Here is a 16,576-nt window from a genome sequence, read left to right on the forward strand (position 1 = left end):
TGCGCGGGGGGGCGGCTCGGGCCCTACGGTGGGCCGATGCGACCTGTTCCCAGGTGGGCCCTCCTCTCGTCGGGGTGCGCCCCCGCCGATCACCCGGGGCGGCCGGACGATCGGCGACCCGGCCGGACGGATGACGGCCGAGGCCGCCGCCGAGGTGATCGAGCGCCTGGCCGACGCCGCCGGCCTGTCCGGCGACTGGTCCGGCCACTCGCTGCGCCGCGGCTTCGCCACCGCAGCCCGGGCCGCCGGACACGACCCGCTGGAGATCGCCCGCGCCGGCGGCTGGGCCGACGGCTCCCGCGTCCTGGCCCGCTACATGGACGACGCCAACCGCGTGAAGAACAGCCCCCTCGTCGGCATCGGCCCGTGACCCGGCCCGGCCCCAGGGGCGTCCGGTTGATCATGACCCTCGTATCGAGGTCTGTCCGGACCGGCCGGAGGAGAGCGATGCCGGGTGGGGCGGTTGTGTTCGGTGGTCAGGCGGGAACGCCGGCCCAGTCCAGGACGGCGGTCATCTCGCCCTTCGGGAGTGCGGGGTTGGCGCCCGCGCTGGAGGCCAGTTCGGTGACGTGGAGGGCTTCGCGGAGCCGGTGGAGCGGCAGGCGCGGGTCGCGGGCCGCCGCCTGGCGTGTCCACACCGCGGGATCATGGCTGAGCCGTTCGATCAGCGTGGGGGTGGCGGCCGGGTCCCGGACGGCCAGCCGGCGGTAGTTGCCGTCCGGGTGGTCCGCGTAGCGCGCGGCGAGACCGGCGCGGGGAAAGCGGGGGTGCGTCTCCGCGATCCAGGCGGAGAACGTCCCGCCGAACCGTGCGAACACACGCATCAGGACCTCCTCCGGGGCGTCGGGGGGGCGTTGTCACGTTGTTGGGTGCGTGACAACGCCCCCCAGCCGGCTACTTCGGGCTGAACCTCAGCACCCTCGCCACACACCGGGCAGTCACGCTCGTCGATCGAGTCGATCACGACCGGGTGACCACAGAGGTCGCACGGACGCATGGCCTCACCAGCCGCCCCCCGAACAGACACGTCATCACTCACGACAGCCACACTGCCAGACCCACCAGACACCGACCCGACCACCTTGACCAAAGACATAGGGGCACCCCCCCGGCGGAGCGACGGCCCCGCCCTCGGCGGCCTGCCGGGCGATCCTCACGGAGGTGGTACGGCGGCCGGTCGGGGAAGCCGGAGCGGGTGATGCCGAGGTGGGCGCACAGTCGCTCACCACCGTGGCCCCGGGCCGAGCGAGTCGGTGCCGTACGTGCCGGATGAGGGTTCCTGGAGCCGTCAGGTCGAAGGAGGCCCGTGGCGGGACCGGCTCGGACGCGCTCCGCCTGTGGCGAGTCCACGCCGGTCCGTTCGAGGCCGGCGACGGTAGGGATCGCTCGGGCCTGGCTCGATTTCGATGGTTGCTCAGCGTGAGCATGCGGGGGCCCTCCCACGGGCACGAGGGGGTACGCCTGCCGATGACCTGTCGAAATACCCGCCCGGCGGCTCGCCGATCAGCCGGCCGAGACGGCGGGAATTCTGCGTTTGAAAAACAGGCGGTCCAGTTTATACCGTTTACGGTTCGAGGGCGGGGCTTGCCATGGTCATTGACGCTGCGAACTGAGCGTTGCTAGCCTCGCGGCGCTCGGACAGACAAGCAACGGGAGCTCCGTTGACGAATGTTCCTACGCCCTTCCATGGATCGCTTCTCCATCCCTCCAAGAGCGCACACGTCTCTGCTGTTTCATCCGATAAAATCGCGTCATCTTTCCTTCGGGATGGATATGTCCGGGTGAGAAGCGCCGTGGATCTCACGCCCGGATCCCGCCTCCGGACGCTCTTCGAGACCACGCTCCGGCGCGAGGGACTGTCCACCGACGGCCGGCTCACGGTGCCGGCGGGTCTCACCTCGCTGCCCCCGAGCCGCGTCGCGGACCTCGCGGACGTGGCCCCGGTGCTCTGGTCGGCTGTGTGCGCGCTGCTCGGCGGCGTCGGCCGGATCAGGCGGCCCGTCCGCCTCAGCAACGCCATGATCTGCAATTTCCGTACCACGCGACTGTCCGAGAGCTGGCATGTGGACGGCGACTTCTTCGTGCACCATCCGGACAGCCCCGAACAGGCGCTGCTGCTGTTCATCCTCTGGTCCGACGTCGGCAGGGGCGAGGGAGCCACCGTGGCGGCGCCCTCGGCCACGGCGGACATCCTCCGCCACCTGGCCCGCCATCCGGCCGGACTGACCAGCGCGCGCATTCCCGCCCGGGATTACGTCGGCAGACCGGAGGATCACCTCCACCTCACCGGAAAAGCGGGGGACGCCTGGATCCTGCATCCGCTGACCGCGCACCGGTCGGCATCCAATCCCCGGGGCGGACCAAGATTCATATCGAATCCGGTCGTGGCACTGAGCGATCCCATGAATCTCGCTGGCGGCCCAAATAATAAAAGCCCCCTCGAGGAATTGACGCGCCGACTTCTGGGCCGGTCCTGGGTACCGGACGAGAACACGGTGCGGGAAACCTTCGTGCCCGGCCGTATCGCCCGCTGGAACGGCGAAGGCACTTATACCGACCGTTCCTGAGAGCCCGTGCCGCGTCCACACCGGCCGATTCCCCCGCGAGGGGGCGAGGTGAGTCCATGCCCGCGCAGACGCCCACTCCTCCGCACGAGCGGCCCAGCTCGTCCCGGATGCTCCTGATCAACCCTCCGCTGTGGAACCCGTACGCCCCCCACCTCGCCGTGCCCCTGCTCCTGGCGGTGCTGCGCCGGCACCACGTGCCAGCGTCCGCGCTGGACCTGTCGGCCGAGACGATGCGCCATCTGCTCAGTCCCGACGGGGCCGGCGGCTACGCCGCCGAGCGCGAGCGGACCCTCGGCACCCGGGCCCGCGACCAGTTCGAGGCGGCCCGCTCGTCGGTGGACCGCGCGGCGGCCTTCCTGCGCTCGCCGGAGAGCGTCACCGACGTCGACGGTCACCGGGCCGCGACGGCCGTCTGCCAGGCCGTCCTGGACGGCATCGCGGCCCTGACCCCGGGCGCGGAGCTGAGCTTCGACCGGTTCGACCTGCGCCACCGTCCCGTCTCCAGCCGGCAGGTCATGCGCGCCGTGGCCGACGCCGTGCACAACCCGTACGTGCACGTCTTCGAGCGCGTTCTGGTGCCCCGGCTGCGCGCCCTGCCGGACCTGGAAGTCGTCGGTCTCTCCGTGTCCGCCGACTCCCAGCTGATCGCCGCGCTGACCGCCGCGCGCCTCATCAAACGGGAGCGGCCCGAGGTGCACATCACGGTCGGGGGGAACTTCGTCACCCGGATCGCCGACCGGCTCCGGCCGGGTCATCCGTTCTTCACGCTGATCGACTCCCTGGTGTGCTACGAGGGCGAGGAGTCGATCGTCGATCTCGTCGACCGGCTGCTGTCCGGCCGGCCCCTGCACGGCGTGCCCGGCATCGTCGTACCGGACGGTGACGAGCTGCACCGGTGCCCGTCCGCGACCGCCTCGCTGGCCGAGCTGCCCGTGCCCGACTTCACCGATCACCCGTTGGCCGAGGGCTATCTGGCGCCGGGCCCGGTGCTCCCGGTGATCGCCTCCCGCAGCTGCGCCTGGAAGTGCGCCTTCTGCGCGATCCCCTTCGCCTCCGACAAGTTCCGCATCCGCGCACCGGAGGCCGTCGTCGCCGAGATGGACGAACTGCACCGGCGCCACGGCATCCGCTCCTTCCAGTTCGTGGACGAGATCCTCACCGTCCGCAGCATGCGGGCGCTGGCGCACGGGCTCGCCGACCGCGACTACCGCTGGTACGGCGAGACCCGGTTCTCCCCGACGATCGACCGCCGGCTGACGGACGCGCTGTACGCGGCCGGCTGCCGCCGTCTCGACCTGGGGCTCGAGTCGTACAACCAGGACGTCCTGGACCGGATGCGCAAGGACATCAAGGCGTCCTGGATCGCACCCAACCTGGACGCGCTCCTGGCCTCGGGCATCAGCGTGCACCTGTTCGGGATCGCCGGGTTCCCGGGCGAGGCGCGCTGGCAGACAGCACGCACGGTGGAGTTCGCGGCGGCCACGCTGGCCCGCTCGCGCGAGCGGTACGCGGTGCCGGACAGCACCTTCGGGATCGGTCCGTTCGTCCTCGACGCCCTGTCCCCGGTCGCCGCCGCACCCGACCGGTACCAGGTACGGGTGCTCCACCAGGATCCGGGCGAGGACCTTCAGATGGCATTGCGCTACGACTACGTGGGCCCGCTGCCCGAGCCCGCGAGCGCGGAGGACCGGGACATCGCCGCCCGGGCCGACCGCGTCCTCGGCGCCGCCTTCGGCGATCAGGACCGGCCCGCCGAGGAGGTCGTCTTCCTGCGGGCGGCCGCCCGGCGCCCCGGCGAACGCGGCGACGACGGCGACGGCACGCCGGGGGTGCCCTGCCCCGGGCCGCACTGGGAGCACATGCCGCTGCGCTCCGCCGGGGGCTGGGTCGTCCGGCTCCGCAAGGGCGAGCAGACCCTGTTGTACGAGCCCCGGGAAGGCGCCCTGTTCAGTCTTCCCAGCAGACTGCTGGACGGCCTGCCCGCGACCGCCGCGGAGCTGTGCCGCGACTCCTCCGAGCTCGCCCTGGTGCGGGCCGCGCTGCACCATCGGTGTCTGGAACCCGCCGGGCCGGACGCCGGCCTGCTGACCTCGGCCGCCCAGCTGACCGGCGATCTGCTGCTGCGCCCCGGCCCCGGCACCCGGCTGGTCACCGAGGCCGCCGACACCTTCCTGACCTCGCGGATCACCGGGCGACGGCTGCGGCTGTCCGCATCGGGCGCCGCCGTGGCCCGCGTCGTCGCCGCCGGCGAGGGCAGTTCGTGGGCCGGCCTGGCCGCGCGCTGCGCCCCGGGATCCGTACCGCGGCTGCGCGCCTTCGTGTGGCGGCTGCTGGTCGACCGGCTCCTGTCCGTCGAGACGCCGGACAGGTCACCGCACCCACTGGCCGAGAGGAGGTGAGACACATGGCAGAGGAGCAGCTCGACGCCGTAGAGGCGGAGGTGGAGTTCGAGGACGACGGATTCTTCGAACCCACCATCGAGGAGGCCATCATGGCCTCCGGCCTGCACAAGCAGTTCGTCGTGGACTGACCCGCCCCCAGGGGCCGGGTCCGGTGCACCGGGGCCAAGCCGGTGCACCGGACCCGCACCCGATCATCGCGCACGCCACGCTACGACAAGGCGCACGGAAGGACACCGATGACGCAGAGCCCCGCACTCCTGCCGCTGACGCCGGTGGCCCGCACGGCACCCGCGGCGACCGTGGCCGTGGTCTCGCTGCCGTTCTTCACGCCCTTCGCGACCTGCTACCCGGCCGTCCTCATCACCCGGCGGCTGCGACAGCTCGGCTGCCGGGCCCGGTTCCTGCCGGCCCACATGGAGTTCTACGCCCACGCCCGGGGACGGGGTCTGACGGAGAGCGCGTACAAGCTGTTCACCAACCGGCACTTCGCCGCCGACGTCGCGCTGCTGCCGCTGTGGTCGGCACCGACCGCCGCGCACCGGGCGGAACGCGAGGAACTGGCCCGCACGGAGTTCCTCGCCACGGCCGAGGAGGAGGCGCGGCTGCGCGAGCTGTTCGACGACTATCTCGACCGGCTGGCCGAGCGTGTCGTCGGTACCGAGGTGCTCTGCCTGACAAGCACCCACTTCCAGTTGCTGCCCAGTCTGCTGCTGGCCCGCCGTGTCGCACGCGTCGCACGGGAGAGGGGCGTGCCCCGGCCCCGTGTGGTGCTCGGTGGCTACTTCGGCTCCCTCCAGGTCGCCCGTGACGTCCTCGCGCTGCACGAGGAGGTGGACGTCGTGGTGTACGGCGAGGCGGAGGACGTCCTCGGTGACGCCGTGCACCACGCCCTGGGCGGCCGGCGCCGGCTCGTCACGGGCCGGGCGCGCGCCTTCAAGGACGCGTACGCGGAGCAGTCCGCCCTGGTGGAGGCGAGTCTGCGCCGGCCGTGGCTGCGCGACCGGCTGGTGGTGAGCATGGAGGTGTCCCGCGGCTGTTACTGGGACCAGTGCGATTTCTGCAACTTCAACGACTCCTACGACGCCCGGTTCAAGATGCACGACCCCGGGCGCGTCCTGGCGGAGATGGCCCATCTGGCGCGGACCTACGGGCAGCGCCGGTTCCAGTTCCTCGACACCGCGCTGCCCCCGCGGCTGGTCCAGGCGCTGGCCGACTCCGGTGAGCGGCACGACTACCGCGTGTTCTGCGAGATCAGGCCCGACTTCGGCCGGGAGCGGCTGGGCCAGCTCGCCGCCCTGGGCCGGGTGACCGTTCAGCTCGGCATCGAGACGCTGCTCGACGACCACCTCGACCTGATGAACAAACAGCAGACCGTCGAGGAGGGGGTGCGCATGCTTTACGCGGCCCGGGAGTTCGGGATGCACAGCGTGTGGGGTGTGATGATCGGCCATCCGAAGGAGACTCCCGATCATCGCCGGCGCCTGCTCGACGAGATCCGCGCCCACCGCGGGGCGGGGCTTCCGGCGCCCAAGTACCTCACCGAGTGCGAGCTGCGTCCCGGCAGCGGACTGTGGGACGAGCGCGAAGAGCTGGGGCTGAGCGTCGAGTTCCCGTGGCGGATGTTCGACAGCGTCCTCAGCCCGCGGGAACACGCCTGCTCCCTGATTCCCAGCCGGATCCGGGGCATGCCCGCCGAGGAGCCGGAGTACCGGGCCGACCGGCGGGGGATCAGCGAGGAACTCACCGCCTGGCAGCGCGAGCAGGGGATGGAGGTCGGTCTCGATGCCTGACCCCGGCGGTACGACCGTGACCGCGCGGTTCCGGGACGTCACCGTGGAGTTCCGCTGCCCGGACCCCGCCGACACCGCCCACCTGCGCTACTACCTCAGCGATCACCTCGTACCGGAAGGGTCGCCGGCCGAGCTGGCGGTCCGTCTGCAGACGGAAGACGGCGGCTCCTTCACGGCGGCGCTGGGCACGGCCGCCGCCAAGCGCGTCTGGTGGCGCACGTCCGCCGGGCCGTGGCGGCTCTACGAGGAGTGGGGCGCGCGCGCCCGGCTGCCCTCGCCCGTGCCGCCCTTCGGCCTGCCCCCGCTGCGCGACCTCGTGCGCGTCCGGCACGGGGCCGCGCTCGCCGCACCCGACGGCAGCGCCCGGGCACTCGCGGTCACCGGGGACAGCGGAGCCGGAAAGTCGGTGGTCCTCCTGCAGCTCCTGCGTCGGAGCTGGGAGTTCGTCTCCGACGACCTGCTCGTCACGGACCGGCAGGACAGGGGACGTCTGTACTACTACGGCCGTCCGGTCGGCGTCCGTGAGCGCAGTCTGCCCCTGCTGCCCTGGCTGGACGCCGCTCTGCTGGCCGACGCCCCGTGCCTGCCCACCCGGTGGGGCCGCACCTGGATGGTGCGTCCCCAGCGCCTCGGCCGGTGCGCCCCGGTCGACCGGCCGCTCCGTCTGGCCTGGCGTCTGCACCTGACACGCGGCGCCCGCTTCGAGGCGCGGTCCGACGGGCCCACCTCGCGCGTCACCTGGGATCCCCGGCTGCACCTGGAAGAACTCCTGGCCGTGTGCCCGCGGCCGGCCGGAGGAGGAGACGCCCATGCCGCCTGATCCGCCGCGGACCCCCCGGGGCGCCGAGCGGCTGCTCGACTTCTTCGGCACCGTGGTGCGCGTCCGCTGCACCCCCATGGACGCCGCCGACCTCGACTTCTTCTTCGGCCCGCACCGAGCGGAGACCGGTGCGCGTCCGCGGTACGGGGTCGAGCTGTCCGCCGGCGAGAACGGCTTCCTGCGGTCGCTGCTGGCCAAGGACGAGGCGCCCAAGTCGTTCCGGCTGAGCTCCGAGCCGGGCGGTGAACTGATCGAGGAGCGGCGGTTCACCCGCTGGTCGTCGGTGCCCTCGCCCCTGCCGCCGTTCAGGGCCATGCGCGAGGACATCGCCGCCGTACAGGCCACGGTGCTCGAACGCGAGGGATGCTGTCTGGCCTTCCACGGCGATCCGCACAGCGGCAAGACCAGTCTCGGTCTGGCGCTGCTGGCCCGCGGATGGACCCTCGCCTCGGACCAGCTGCTCGTCGTGGAACGCGTCACGGGGGCGGCACGGCCGTACCTCACGCCGGTCGGGGTGCGGGGCCGTACGCTGGCCGCGATGCGCGAAGGGGCTCTGGCCGGGCTGGAACAGCGCCGCTCCTTCTGCACGGTGAGCGGCGAGGTGGTGCTGGCCCGGCCGGAGAGCCTGGGCGCGGTCGTGCCGGTCGGACGCCGGCTCGGGCCGGTGCACCTGGTCGCGGTACGGCGCTCACCCGCGGCGGCGCCGAGCCTCACGGTCGGCGGGCCCACGCCGCGCGTGTGGCCGGCCGGAGCCTGGTCCTGGCTGAACGGCGCGCTCGCGGCCGGCCGGCCGCGGAGCCTGCTGACGCTGCCCGCCGGGGGCGGCGAACAAGCGGGCGCGGATCTCGTGGAGGAGTATTTCGGTGCATAGCCTGACCGTCGATCAGATCACCAAGCGCTACCGCACGGGGACGGAGGCCCTGTCCGGCGTCTCCTTCACCGTGGAACCCGGCACCCTGCTCGCCGTGGTGGGTCACAACGGGGCGGGCAAGTCGACCCTGCTGAACATCGTCTCGGGGCTGATCCGTCCCACGTCCGGCACGGTCACCACCGACACCGGGCGCGGGAGGCTGATGTGGGCGCCGCAGCGCACCATGGTCGACTGGTCCCTGACGGTCCGTCAGAACATCGAGCTGGTGGCGCGGCTGACCGGCACGCCGGTGTCGTCCGTCGACCGGGTGCTGGAACTGCTCGACCTGGACAAGGTCCGTTCCCAGCAGGCCGAGTACATCTCCGGCGGACAGTTGCAGCGCGTGCAGATCGGCCGCGCCCTGGTGGCCGACGCGGCTGTCTACGTGCTCGACGAGCCGACGGCGGGACTGGACCCGGCGGCCGGTGAACTCGTCATGGAGCATCTGCGCGAGCGCGCCGCCGCAGGTGCCACGGTGCTGGTCTCCTCACACGACCTGGACGCCGTCGAGCGGACCGCGTCCGACCTCGTGCTGCTGGACGAGGGCCGGCTGCGCGCCCACCTGCCGGTCCGGGAGTTCGTCCGGCGGGCGGGCGCCACCATGAAGGTGAGCCTGGTGTTCGCCGAGCCGATGCCCGAGTCGTACCCGGACCGGCTCGCCACCACACTGCCCCCCGAGTGGACCCTGGAGACCGACGCGGACCGGACCGGCCTGTCGGTGCAGGTGCCGCTGGCCACCGGGCTGCGCCCGGTCCTCGCCTGGCTGCCACCGGAACTGCAGGTGCACGACCTCAGCGCCGAGAAGCAGTCCCTGCGCGACGTCTACCTCGCGCGCTACGCCGAACGGACCCCCGCCCCCGAGAGTGTGACGGTGCAGCAGTGAAGACGTCCCTGACGCTGGCCCGCTTCCACCTGCTCAGCGTGTGGAACTGGCGCACCAGCCATCTCAGCCGGGTCATCGAGGCCCCCGCCTATTTCCTGTTCATGGTCACCGGCCTCAACACGCTCGTGGCGGACGCCCACGTCGACGGCATGCCGTACGACGACTTCGCCTACGCGGGCGTGCTCGTCGTCATCGCCGTCCGCGCCCTGTTCTGGTGCATGGGCGACGTGGCCAACGACCGCAAGTGGGGCGTGTACGCCGTCGCCCGCACCACCGACGTGTCCTTCCCGCAGTACATCGGCTCGATCCTGGCGGCGAACACCCTGGTCGCCACGGTGCAGATCGCGGCCATCCTCGTGCTGAAGCAGCTGCTCGGGCAGGGCAGCCCCCTCCAGGACCTGCGGATGGCCGGCCTGGCCGTGCTGGTGTGTCTGCTGACCGTGCTGACGGGCTGCGCACTGGGATTCGGGATCAACAGTTACAGCAAGCGCGACCTCATGACGTCGCTGTTCAGTCTGCCGCTGGTCATGACGGCGCCGCTGTTCTACTCCCTGGACGGCCTTCCGGCCTTCATGCGGGCGCTGGCGGCGGTGAACCCGTTCACGTACTGCGTGCTGCTGGTCCGCTCCCCCGCCGCCGACAGCTTTCCGGTACAGGCCGTCGCGGGGTTCCTGGTGGCCGCGCTGCTCGTGGTGGTCGCCCTGCGTCTGGCCGCGGACAGGCACGAACTGACCTCCAACGAGCAGGGCTGAGCGGCATGCGGGCGATCGGCGAAAGCCCCGACCGGCCGACGGCCGTGCACGGCCTGATCACCGTCGGCACGGCGGGCTACTGGTGGCAGGACGCGGAGTCGGGTGCCCGGCTGCTGCGCGGAGACGCGACCGGGGTCCACGCCGTCGACGTGCCCGACGGGCCCGACGGCCTGACCCCGCTGACCGTCCACCCGGCCGACGCGGGCCGGCCGGTCGTCCTGTACGGCCGTCCCGGCGGCGACTACGGCTACCTCTCGGAGCCCGGCGCCCCGGACGCCGTGCTCGCCCGCCGCCCCAGCCTCGTGCACCTGGCGGGTGTGCCGTCGGCGACCGGCGGCGCGGCGGGGCCCGGGTTCGTGTACACGGGCTTCCCACCGGGGGCCCGGCTGGATGACCCTCCGGTGGACGGGCTCAGGGTGGCGGTGCACCGTTCCGGTGAACCCTTCGCGTACGACCGTGCGGTGGACCTGGGCGACGATCCCCTCGCCCTGGTGACCGTGGAAGCGACGGGTGACCCCGCGACCGTACTGGTCCGCTCGACCGCGCACGGTGTGACGGCGCAGCGCCTGCTGCGTCTGGACCCGGCGACGGGCCGGGCCGCCCTCACTCCGCTGCCGGCGGCGACGACACCGCGCACCCGCCTGCTGCCGGGCGCGGACCGCTGGTGGCACGGTGAGGCGCTCGGCACGCCCAGGGCCGTACTGCGCGCCGGCCCGCCCGGGGGCGGGGAGGCCGACAGGACCGTCGTCCTTCCCGAAGGGACGGCACTGGCCTGGGCCTGGGCCACGCGGCGCAGTCTGCTGCTCCGTACGGTCACCAGGCGCGGGGCGAAGGCTGCCGAGGCGCTGTACCGGGTCGACGGCGGCACGCTCGAGGCGCGTCTTGTGGCCGGGGGGCGGCCCGGTGACTCGTTCCCCGAGGTCACCGCTTCGCCCGACGCGGACTGCGCCCTGTGGCTGCGGGTCTCCCGGCGGCCGGACGGCACCGTGACCGGCCGGATGGAGCTGCTGCCGGACGACGAGCACCGGCCGCGTCCGCTGAGCGCGTCCGCGTGGCCCGCTCCCCTGCCCCGCACCACCCGGTACTGCACGGCAGGCGACGGCAACCGGCTCCCCGTGCAGCTGTCCGGCACCGCGGGCCCCGTCCTGCTGCTGGAGCACGGCGGGCTGACCGCTCTCGCCAACGCGCCCCTGGAGCGCGCCCTGGAGGAACTGGCCCGCGCCGGGCAGCTGACGCTCGCCCGGGTGGTGACGCGGTCGCTGGTGCCCGCCCACCGCGTGCCCGGCGGGGAACGCGGCTACAACGACCTCCTGCACGCGGCCCGCCTGCTGCGCGAGGAGAGAGGGCCGCGGCGACCGCTCCTGGTCCTCGGGCACAGCATGGGCGCGGTCGGCGCCGCACGCGCGGTGCTGTTGGAACCCGGACTGTTCGACGGCTGGATCCTGCGCTTCCCGGTCACCGACCTGGTCGGCTTTCCCCGTCTCGGCATCGGCAGGCACTGGACGGGGATGCTCGGCGACCCGTCCCGCACCGACCAGCTGAAGGCCCTCACCGCACTGTCCCCCCTGCATCTGCCGCTGCCCGCCGACCCGTTGCCGCCGGTGCTGATCCAGACCGGAACGTACGACACCCGGGCTGACGCCCGGCACGGCCTGCGGCTGGCCGACCGGCTGCGCGAACGGGCGCCCGTGACCCTCAGCAGTTACCCAGTGGGCCATGTGGAGCGGTTCTGTCAGGCCGCCTCCCGCCGGGCCGTGGCGGAGGTGACGGCCTTCATCCGCGGTTGCCCTGCCGTCGTCCGTGACCTGGAAGGAGCCTCGCAGTGATCGTCAGCGGCATCGACCATGCCTCCCTCGTCGTCGTGGACGACGTGTACGCCGACTTCGGACGCGCCAGGGCGGCCGCCCTGGGGTGCGCCTTCACCCCTCGGACGGACAGCGCCTTCGCCTACCGCACCGCGCCGGCGCCCCGCTGGATGGAGGAGGAGGCCATCGGCCGGATCTGCGAGGTGCTCGGCCCCGGGAGCAGGGAGGAACTGATCGCCAACCACCTGCACATGTCCTCGGCCATGGACTGGAAGGTCAACCTGCACCGAGGTGCCCGCATCCACGTGGACGAGGCCCGCTGGGCCGGTGTGCTGTATCTCAACACGGCGGAACAGTGCCGCGGCGGCACCTCCCTCTACGCCCACCGGCGCACGGGCGTCCGGCACTTCCTCGAGCTGCGGGACCGCCCCGACGCCCAGGAGATCCTCGCCGACGGCGGTGACATCGCCAACTGGCAGGAGCTGGTCTCGCTGGCGATGGTGCCCAACCGGCTCGTGCTGTTCGACCCCGGCCAGTTCCACCAGGCCCAGGAGTACTTCGGGGACAGTAAATCCTCGGCCCGGCTGATCCACAACTTCTTCTTCCGCCACATCCCGGCCCACTTCGACCCCGACCGGGACGGCGCCGGCACGACCGGTGTCATGGGGCGGGCCGCGGACAGGTGACGTCCCCGGCCGGGCCGTTCGCGCGGCAGGCGCCGGCCGTGGCCCCCGCGCAGGAGCTGCCGGAAGGACCGGCTCGCCCGCGCCGGCGTCGGTCGATCCGCCACGACAGCCGCGCGATCCGGCCCGGAACGGCCGGGATCCGCGCGCGCATACGCGGGAAGGAGACCTCGGCGAGCGGATTGACGGAGTACTGCCCGCTGTAGGTGATCCCCGCGGGCGGCGGAGGAGGCGGTGTCGTCCTCCGCCGGTCGTTCATGGTGGTCGAGGTCAGCTGCGGGTCCTCCTGGACGATCGTGTGGCGTGATCGTGAAGCTCAACGACCACCACGCCGAGATGTCGAACCGGTGTGTCCCAGCCGGTTGTGGAGTCCCGAGCCGGAGCGGGTGAAGGAACGTGAAGGGCACATCGACCTGTTCCCTTCAACGGGGCTACGGGGAGCGGCGGTTGGCCGAAACGCCGACAAAGGTGCTCGCGGTGCCAGGATGGGCACGCCGACGCCCCGCTCGTCCGCGATGACGCCGAGGTCCTGCTCGCTGAGCACCTCGCCCGCGGGATCACCCTGCAGCCCGGCGGCAGTCTCGAGCCGACCGATGCCACGCCGACCGAGAGGGCGGTGCGTGAGCTGACGGAGGAGACCGGCGCCGACGGCCCCACGTGAAGGCGCAGCTTCGGCACGTCCACAGGCCGCCACGCCGGGATTTTGTGAGTATCCGCTTCGCACCCGGTGCCACCGCCCCACCGGCTATCTGCGGGACAGCTCCCGGAATCCCGGACTCATGCGCCCAGGACGCGTGTGCAATTTCCAGGCCACCGGTCAGGCACGCCGGCGGGCATACGCGAACGGTCCGACCTCACACATGCATGTGACCCCGGCGTTTACGCCGTTCGAAAGTCGGCTCAATTCCGAACCGGGTCGTATCTCCGTGCGACCCCTCGCGCGGCACGCCCGAACGGCCCAGCCGTCGAATCGCCTCCACGAAAAAACTACATATGCCCATACCCTCGCCCTACGCATTCCCCACACCTTGCTTGTCCGCTTGTACGGTCATCCGCCCCGCGCCTTCCCGTACAGGCGGGACGCAAGACCATTTCGCTCCCCTTTCCTGGAGAAAATCATGCGCGTTGCCGTAACCGGTGGCGGTGGTTTCCTTGGCTCACATCTATGCGAGACGCTTTTGCGGCGCGGTGACTCGGTGGTGTGCCTGGACAATTTCTCGACGGGCGACCCGCGCGAACATCGCACACCTCGGTGCAACGAGACGAAGCGGGTGAGTGCACGATCCCCCGTGGAGTACGGCCCTCCCGGGCGTGCAACTCGGGAGGGTCACATTCTGCTGAAGTCACTGAACCTCTTTCATCCTGAGTAGTTGCAGGTCAGCAGGGTGTGGACGGCTTGGACGATGGTGCCGATGCGGCGGGTGGAGCATCTGGCCCGGCGGAGGATTCGCCAGGACTTCAGCTGTGCGAAGGCCCGTTCTCCCGGTGCTCTCAGCCGGGCGTGGTCGCGGTTGAACTGCTGGTAGCGCTCGGGCTGTTCGCGGTGGCGGTAGTACGGGGTGCGGACGGTGGCGCCGGCACCCTGGTAGGCGCGGTCCGCCAGGACGAGGACCTGCCGGGTGAGGCAGGCCTGGACGACGGCTGTGGGCGCGGGCCGCGGTCAGGTCGTGGGTGCCGGCCGGGTGTCGCGCGGGAGAACCACAGCGGTGTGCCGTCGGGGCGGGCGATGACCTGCACGTTCATGCCGTGCCGACGGTGTTTCATCGGGTAGTACGGCTCGTCCGCGGCGATGCGGTCGGTGGGGATCAGGGTGCCGTCCACGATGACGTGGTCGCCCTCACCAAGACCGGTGAGGCTTCGTGGAGGCCGGGTGCCCAGCCGGCCAGGACGTCCAAGGTCTCGTCGACGTACCGCCAGGCGGTGGCCTGGGATATCCCGAACCCGGCTCCGAGCTGCGAGAACGTCTCGTTCTTCCGCAGATGGACCAGGGTGAGCAGTGCCTGCTGGAAGCAGCCGAGCTTGCGGCAGCGGGTATTGCGGGCCCGACGGTGTTCGTGCAGCAGCCAGGCGACATGCTCGACGAGCTCGTGCGGGACGTCGAGCGTGGCAGGGTACGGAACCACCAGGGCCCCTTCGGTCACCGGTGTGACGAGTGGAATCACCACGCCAACGACGAGAGGCCCTGCCTCTGGCTTCGTTCACGTTCAGCAGCAGCGTTTGTTCACTGGTTGCGGCAGCAGTTGGTGACCGGCAGGCTCGTAGATGTTCACGAGAAATGACGGCGCTGTCGCTCTGCGATGGCAAATTGCTGTGCGGAGGTCCGGGCCAGGTCTCACACTGCGGACATGGATGAAGTCAGCTCTCCCGCGTCCGTCGTGTCTTCGGAGCAGTCGAGTGAGTTACTGGGGTATCCCCCTGACGCTCGGTTGCTGATCGTCAACTGCGATGACTTCGGGATGTATCCAGCGATCAACGCCGCGGTGATCGAGTCGGTCGAAGAGGGCATCGCCACCTCGTGCAGCCTGATGGTCCCCTGTCCTGGGGCGCCGCAGGCCATGAAACTTCTCAGCAGGAGGCCGCAGATCCCGTTCGGGATCCACCTCACTCTGGTGTGCGAGATGCCCGGCATTCCGTGGGGTCCGCTGGTCGCCAAAGAACGGGTTCTCTCACTGCTGGACCCTGCGGGCGAGCTGTTCTCGCCGACCCCTGCCGGACGGGCGGCCTTGCTCGGCCAGGCTCGGCTCGATGAGATCGAACTCGAGTTCCGCGCCCAGATCGATGCGGTCGCCGACGCCGGGCTCACGCCGTCCCATCTGGACTTTCATTGCCTGGCTGATGGCGGCCGCGACGACATCCTCGACCTGACCGTAGCGCTGGCGGCGGAGTACGGCCTCGCGGCCAGGGTCTGGCTCGAACCCGGGCGCCGGGCGATGCGGGAACGTGGACTGCCTGTCACCGACAACGACTTCCTGGACAGCTTCTCCCTCGACGTCGAAGGCAAGGCGGCCCGATACGCCCAGATGCTGCGAGACCTGCCCGCCGGGCTCAACGAATGGGCAGTGCATCCCAGTCTGGGCGACGAGCAGTCGCAGGCCGTCGACGGTAGCTGGCTCGTGCGGCGGACGGACTACGAGTTCCTGACATCGCCGCAGGCCCGTGAGGTTCTCCGGCAGGAGGACATCACCGTGATCGACTATCGGACGATTCAGCGAGTCTGGTCCCAGAGCGTGGGCCCTCGATGACTGCCCGGGCCCGTCGTCTCTGCGGACGACGGGCGGCTGAGTTGACTGTGAGGTCAGCCTGTGACGGCCGGTTGTTCGGCCCGCGCGCGGGTGGTGGCCAGGCGGTAGGAGTCGGTGCCGGTCTCGATGATCGTGCCGTTGAAGGTGAGACGGTCGACGATCGCGGTGCAGAGACGGGGGTCGGTGAAGGTCTTCGTCCACCCTCCGAACGACTCGTTGGAGGCGATCGCGACGCTGTTCTTCTCCTCGCGCTCGGTCAGCACCTGGAAGAGGAGTTCGGCGCCATGCCGGTCGAGTTCCATGTAGCCGAGTTCGTCGATGCAGAGGAGGTCGACGCGGCCGTAGCGGGCGATGGTCTTGTTGAGCTGCGGACCATCCCCGCGAGCGCGGGGTCGACGACGGCCAGATCGTCATCCCGGACCTGTCCCTCGGACCATCCCCGCGGGCGCGGGGGCAACACTTGCTGAGCTGGAACTTTACCGGGCGGGGTGGCTGTTTTCATTTAGTTAAGTGGTCGGCGACAGCATGATCGACGCGGCAATCTGCGACGGAGACATCGTCACCGTGAGGCAGGCCGATTCAGCGGACCACGACGACATCGTCGCTTCTCTGGGGGACAGCTGTGGTGGCACTGTCACGTTGGCTGGCGGGGTGGAATGATCTTCGGGTTGATCACGGTGGAGGGGGTTGTCCGTGGGCAGTATGCCGCCGTCGCACAAGGG

General features: G+C 71.2%; 14 protein-coding genes and 4 pseudogenes. 15 read left to right on the top strand and 3 right to left on the bottom strand.

Going from position 1 to position 16,576, the window contains the following annotated elements:
* Window positions 1-130 precede the first annotated feature (130 nt).
* The gene (locus tag ACFWUY_RS31615; RefSeq protein WP_384117740.1) at window positions 131-370 is read left to right on the top strand and encodes a tyrosine-type recombinase/integrase; all 240 of its coding nucleotides are present in this window, start codon (window positions 131-133) and stop codon (window positions 368-370) included.
* A 106-nt stretch (window positions 371-476) separates the two neighbouring features.
* On the opposite strand, the gene ACFWUY_RS31620 is transcribed toward ACFWUY_RS31615, so the two are convergent.
* A complete protein-coding gene (locus ACFWUY_RS31620) occupies window positions 477-824 on the bottom strand; it encodes a hypothetical protein (RefSeq protein ID WP_384117744.1) in 348 nt (115 codons plus the stop codon).
* Window positions 825-1,793: 969 nt separating this feature from the next.
* On the opposite strand from ACFWUY_RS31620, the gene ACFWUY_RS31625 reads away from it, so the two are divergent.
* From ACFWUY_RS31625 to ACFWUY_RS31680, 12 genes and pseudogenes are all read left to right on the top strand, one after another.
* The gene (locus ACFWUY_RS31625; protein WP_384117746.1) at window positions 1,794-2,567 is read left to right on the top strand and encodes a hypothetical protein; all 774 of its coding nucleotides are present in this window, start codon (window positions 1,794-1,796) and stop codon (window positions 2,565-2,567) included.
* Window positions 2,568-2,623: 56 nt separating this feature from the next.
* Window positions 2,624-4,966: a B12-binding domain-containing radical SAM protein gene (locus ACFWUY_RS31630; protein WP_384117749.1), complete on the top strand. Its 2,343-nt coding sequence runs from the start codon at window positions 2,624-2,626 to the stop codon at window positions 4,964-4,966.
* 5 nt (window positions 4,967-4,971) lie between these two features.
* Window positions 4,972-5,097, top strand: coding sequence for a hypothetical protein (locus tag ACFWUY_RS31635; RefSeq protein ID WP_384117752.1), 126 nt, complete (start codon window positions 4,972-4,974; stop codon window positions 5,095-5,097).
* Between the two features lie 108 nt (window positions 5,098-5,205).
* Window positions 5,206-6,759, top strand: coding sequence for a B12-binding domain-containing radical SAM protein (locus ACFWUY_RS31640; RefSeq protein WP_384117755.1), 1,554 nt, complete (start codon window positions 5,206-5,208; stop codon window positions 6,757-6,759).
* On the top strand, window positions 6,752-7,579 hold the full coding sequence (locus ACFWUY_RS31645; RefSeq protein WP_384117758.1) for a hypothetical protein: 828 nt from the start codon (window positions 6,752-6,754) through the stop codon (window positions 7,577-7,579). The genes ACFWUY_RS31640 and ACFWUY_RS31645 overlap by 8 nt, the downstream gene beginning before the upstream one ends.
* Window positions 7,569-8,450, top strand: coding sequence for a hypothetical protein (locus ACFWUY_RS31650; RefSeq protein WP_384117760.1), 882 nt, complete (start codon window positions 7,569-7,571; stop codon window positions 8,448-8,450). The genes ACFWUY_RS31645 and ACFWUY_RS31650 overlap by 11 nt, the downstream gene beginning before the upstream one ends.
* Window positions 8,443-9,372 (top strand): ABC transporter ATP-binding protein, encoded by a 930-nt coding sequence (locus tag ACFWUY_RS31655; protein WP_384117766.1) that lies wholly within the window; start codon window positions 8,443-8,445, stop codon window positions 9,370-9,372. The genes ACFWUY_RS31650 and ACFWUY_RS31655 overlap by 8 nt, the downstream gene beginning before the upstream one ends.
* Window positions 9,369-10,124, top strand: a complete 756-nt coding sequence (locus ACFWUY_RS31660; protein ID WP_384117769.1) for an ABC transporter permease — start codon at window positions 9,369-9,371, stop codon at window positions 10,122-10,124. Before ACFWUY_RS31655 ends, ACFWUY_RS31660 begins: the two co-directional genes overlap by 4 nt.
* Window positions 10,125-10,129: 5 nt before the next feature.
* Window positions 10,130-11,950, top strand: coding sequence for an alpha/beta hydrolase family protein (locus ACFWUY_RS31665; RefSeq protein WP_384117772.1), 1,821 nt, complete (start codon window positions 10,130-10,132; stop codon window positions 11,948-11,950).
* Window positions 11,947-12,615: a DUF6445 family protein gene (locus ACFWUY_RS31670; RefSeq protein ID WP_384117775.1), complete on the top strand. Its 669-nt coding sequence runs from the start codon at window positions 11,947-11,949 to the stop codon at window positions 12,613-12,615. Before ACFWUY_RS31665 ends, ACFWUY_RS31670 begins: the two co-directional genes overlap by 4 nt.
* A 505-nt stretch (window positions 12,616-13,120) precedes the next feature.
* Window positions 13,121-13,273: pseudogene (locus ACFWUY_RS31675) on the top strand (NUDIX domain-containing protein); the annotation flags it as partial.
* Window positions 13,274-13,730: 457 nt separating this feature from the next.
* A complete protein-coding gene (locus tag ACFWUY_RS31680; protein ID WP_384117778.1) occupies window positions 13,731-13,982 on the top strand; it encodes an NAD-dependent epimerase/dehydratase family protein in 252 nt (83 codons plus the stop codon).
* On the opposite strand, the pseudogene ACFWUY_RS31685 reads toward ACFWUY_RS31680, so the two are convergent.
* Window positions 13,970-14,777: pseudogene (locus tag ACFWUY_RS31685) on the bottom strand (IS5 family transposase). The gene ACFWUY_RS31680 and the pseudogene ACFWUY_RS31685 sit on opposite strands and share 13 nt — an antisense overlap.
* A gap of 180 nt (window positions 14,778-14,957) precedes the next feature.
* On the opposite strand from ACFWUY_RS31685, the gene ACFWUY_RS31690 reads away from it, so the two are divergent.
* The gene (locus tag ACFWUY_RS31690) at window positions 14,958-15,854 is read left to right on the top strand and encodes a polysaccharide deacetylase family protein (RefSeq protein ID WP_384117781.1); all 897 of its coding nucleotides are present in this window, start codon (window positions 14,958-14,960) and stop codon (window positions 15,852-15,854) included.
* A gap of 53 nt (window positions 15,855-15,907) precedes the next feature.
* On the opposite strand, the pseudogene ACFWUY_RS31695 reads toward ACFWUY_RS31690, so the two are convergent.
* Window positions 15,908-16,231, bottom strand: a pseudogene (locus ACFWUY_RS31695) (ATP-binding protein); the annotation flags it as partial.
* 133 nt (window positions 16,232-16,364) lie between these two features.
* On the opposite strand from ACFWUY_RS31695, the pseudogene ACFWUY_RS31700 reads away from it, so the two are divergent.
* A pseudogene (locus ACFWUY_RS31700) lies at window positions 16,365-16,472 on the top strand (LexA family protein); the annotation flags it as partial.
* Between the last annotated feature and the right edge of the window lie 104 nt (window positions 16,473-16,576).

It is taken from the genome of Streptomyces sp. NPDC058664, from assembly GCF_042716635.1.
GTDB lineage: Bacteria > Actinomycetota > Actinomycetes > Streptomycetales > Streptomycetaceae > Streptomyces.

Coding starts and splice junctions, on each gene's coding strand:
- ACFWUY_RS31665 (WP_384117772.1), top strand. CDS start 10,130: ATGCGGGCGATCGGCGAAAGCCCCGACCGGCCGACGGCCGTGCACGGC.
- ACFWUY_RS31690 (WP_384117781.1), top strand. CDS start 14,958: ATGGATGAAGTCAGCTCTCCCGCGTCCGTCGTGTCTTCGGAGCAGTCG.
- ACFWUY_RS31630 (WP_384117749.1), top strand. CDS start 2,624: ATGCCCGCGCAGACGCCCACTCCTCCGCACGAGCGGCCCAGCTCGTCC.
- ACFWUY_RS31680 (WP_384117778.1), top strand. CDS start 13,731: ATGCGCGTTGCCGTAACCGGTGGCGGTGGTTTCCTTGGCTCACATCTA.
- ACFWUY_RS31650 (WP_384117760.1), top strand. CDS start 7,569: ATGCCGCCTGATCCGCCGCGGACCCCCCGGGGCGCCGAGCGGCTGCTC.
- ACFWUY_RS31635 (WP_384117752.1), top strand. CDS start 4,972: ATGGCAGAGGAGCAGCTCGACGCCGTAGAGGCGGAGGTGGAGTTCGAG.
- ACFWUY_RS31615 (WP_384117740.1), top strand. CDS start 131: ATGACGGCCGAGGCCGCCGCCGAGGTGATCGAGCGCCTGGCCGACGCC.
- ACFWUY_RS31645 (WP_384117758.1), top strand. CDS start 6,752: ATGCCTGACCCCGGCGGTACGACCGTGACCGCGCGGTTCCGGGACGTC.
- ACFWUY_RS31620 (WP_384117744.1), bottom strand. CDS start 824: ATGCGTGTGTTCGCACGGTTCGGCGGGACGTTCTCCGCCTGGATCGCG.
- ACFWUY_RS31640 (WP_384117755.1), top strand. CDS start 5,206: ATGACGCAGAGCCCCGCACTCCTGCCGCTGACGCCGGTGGCCCGCACG.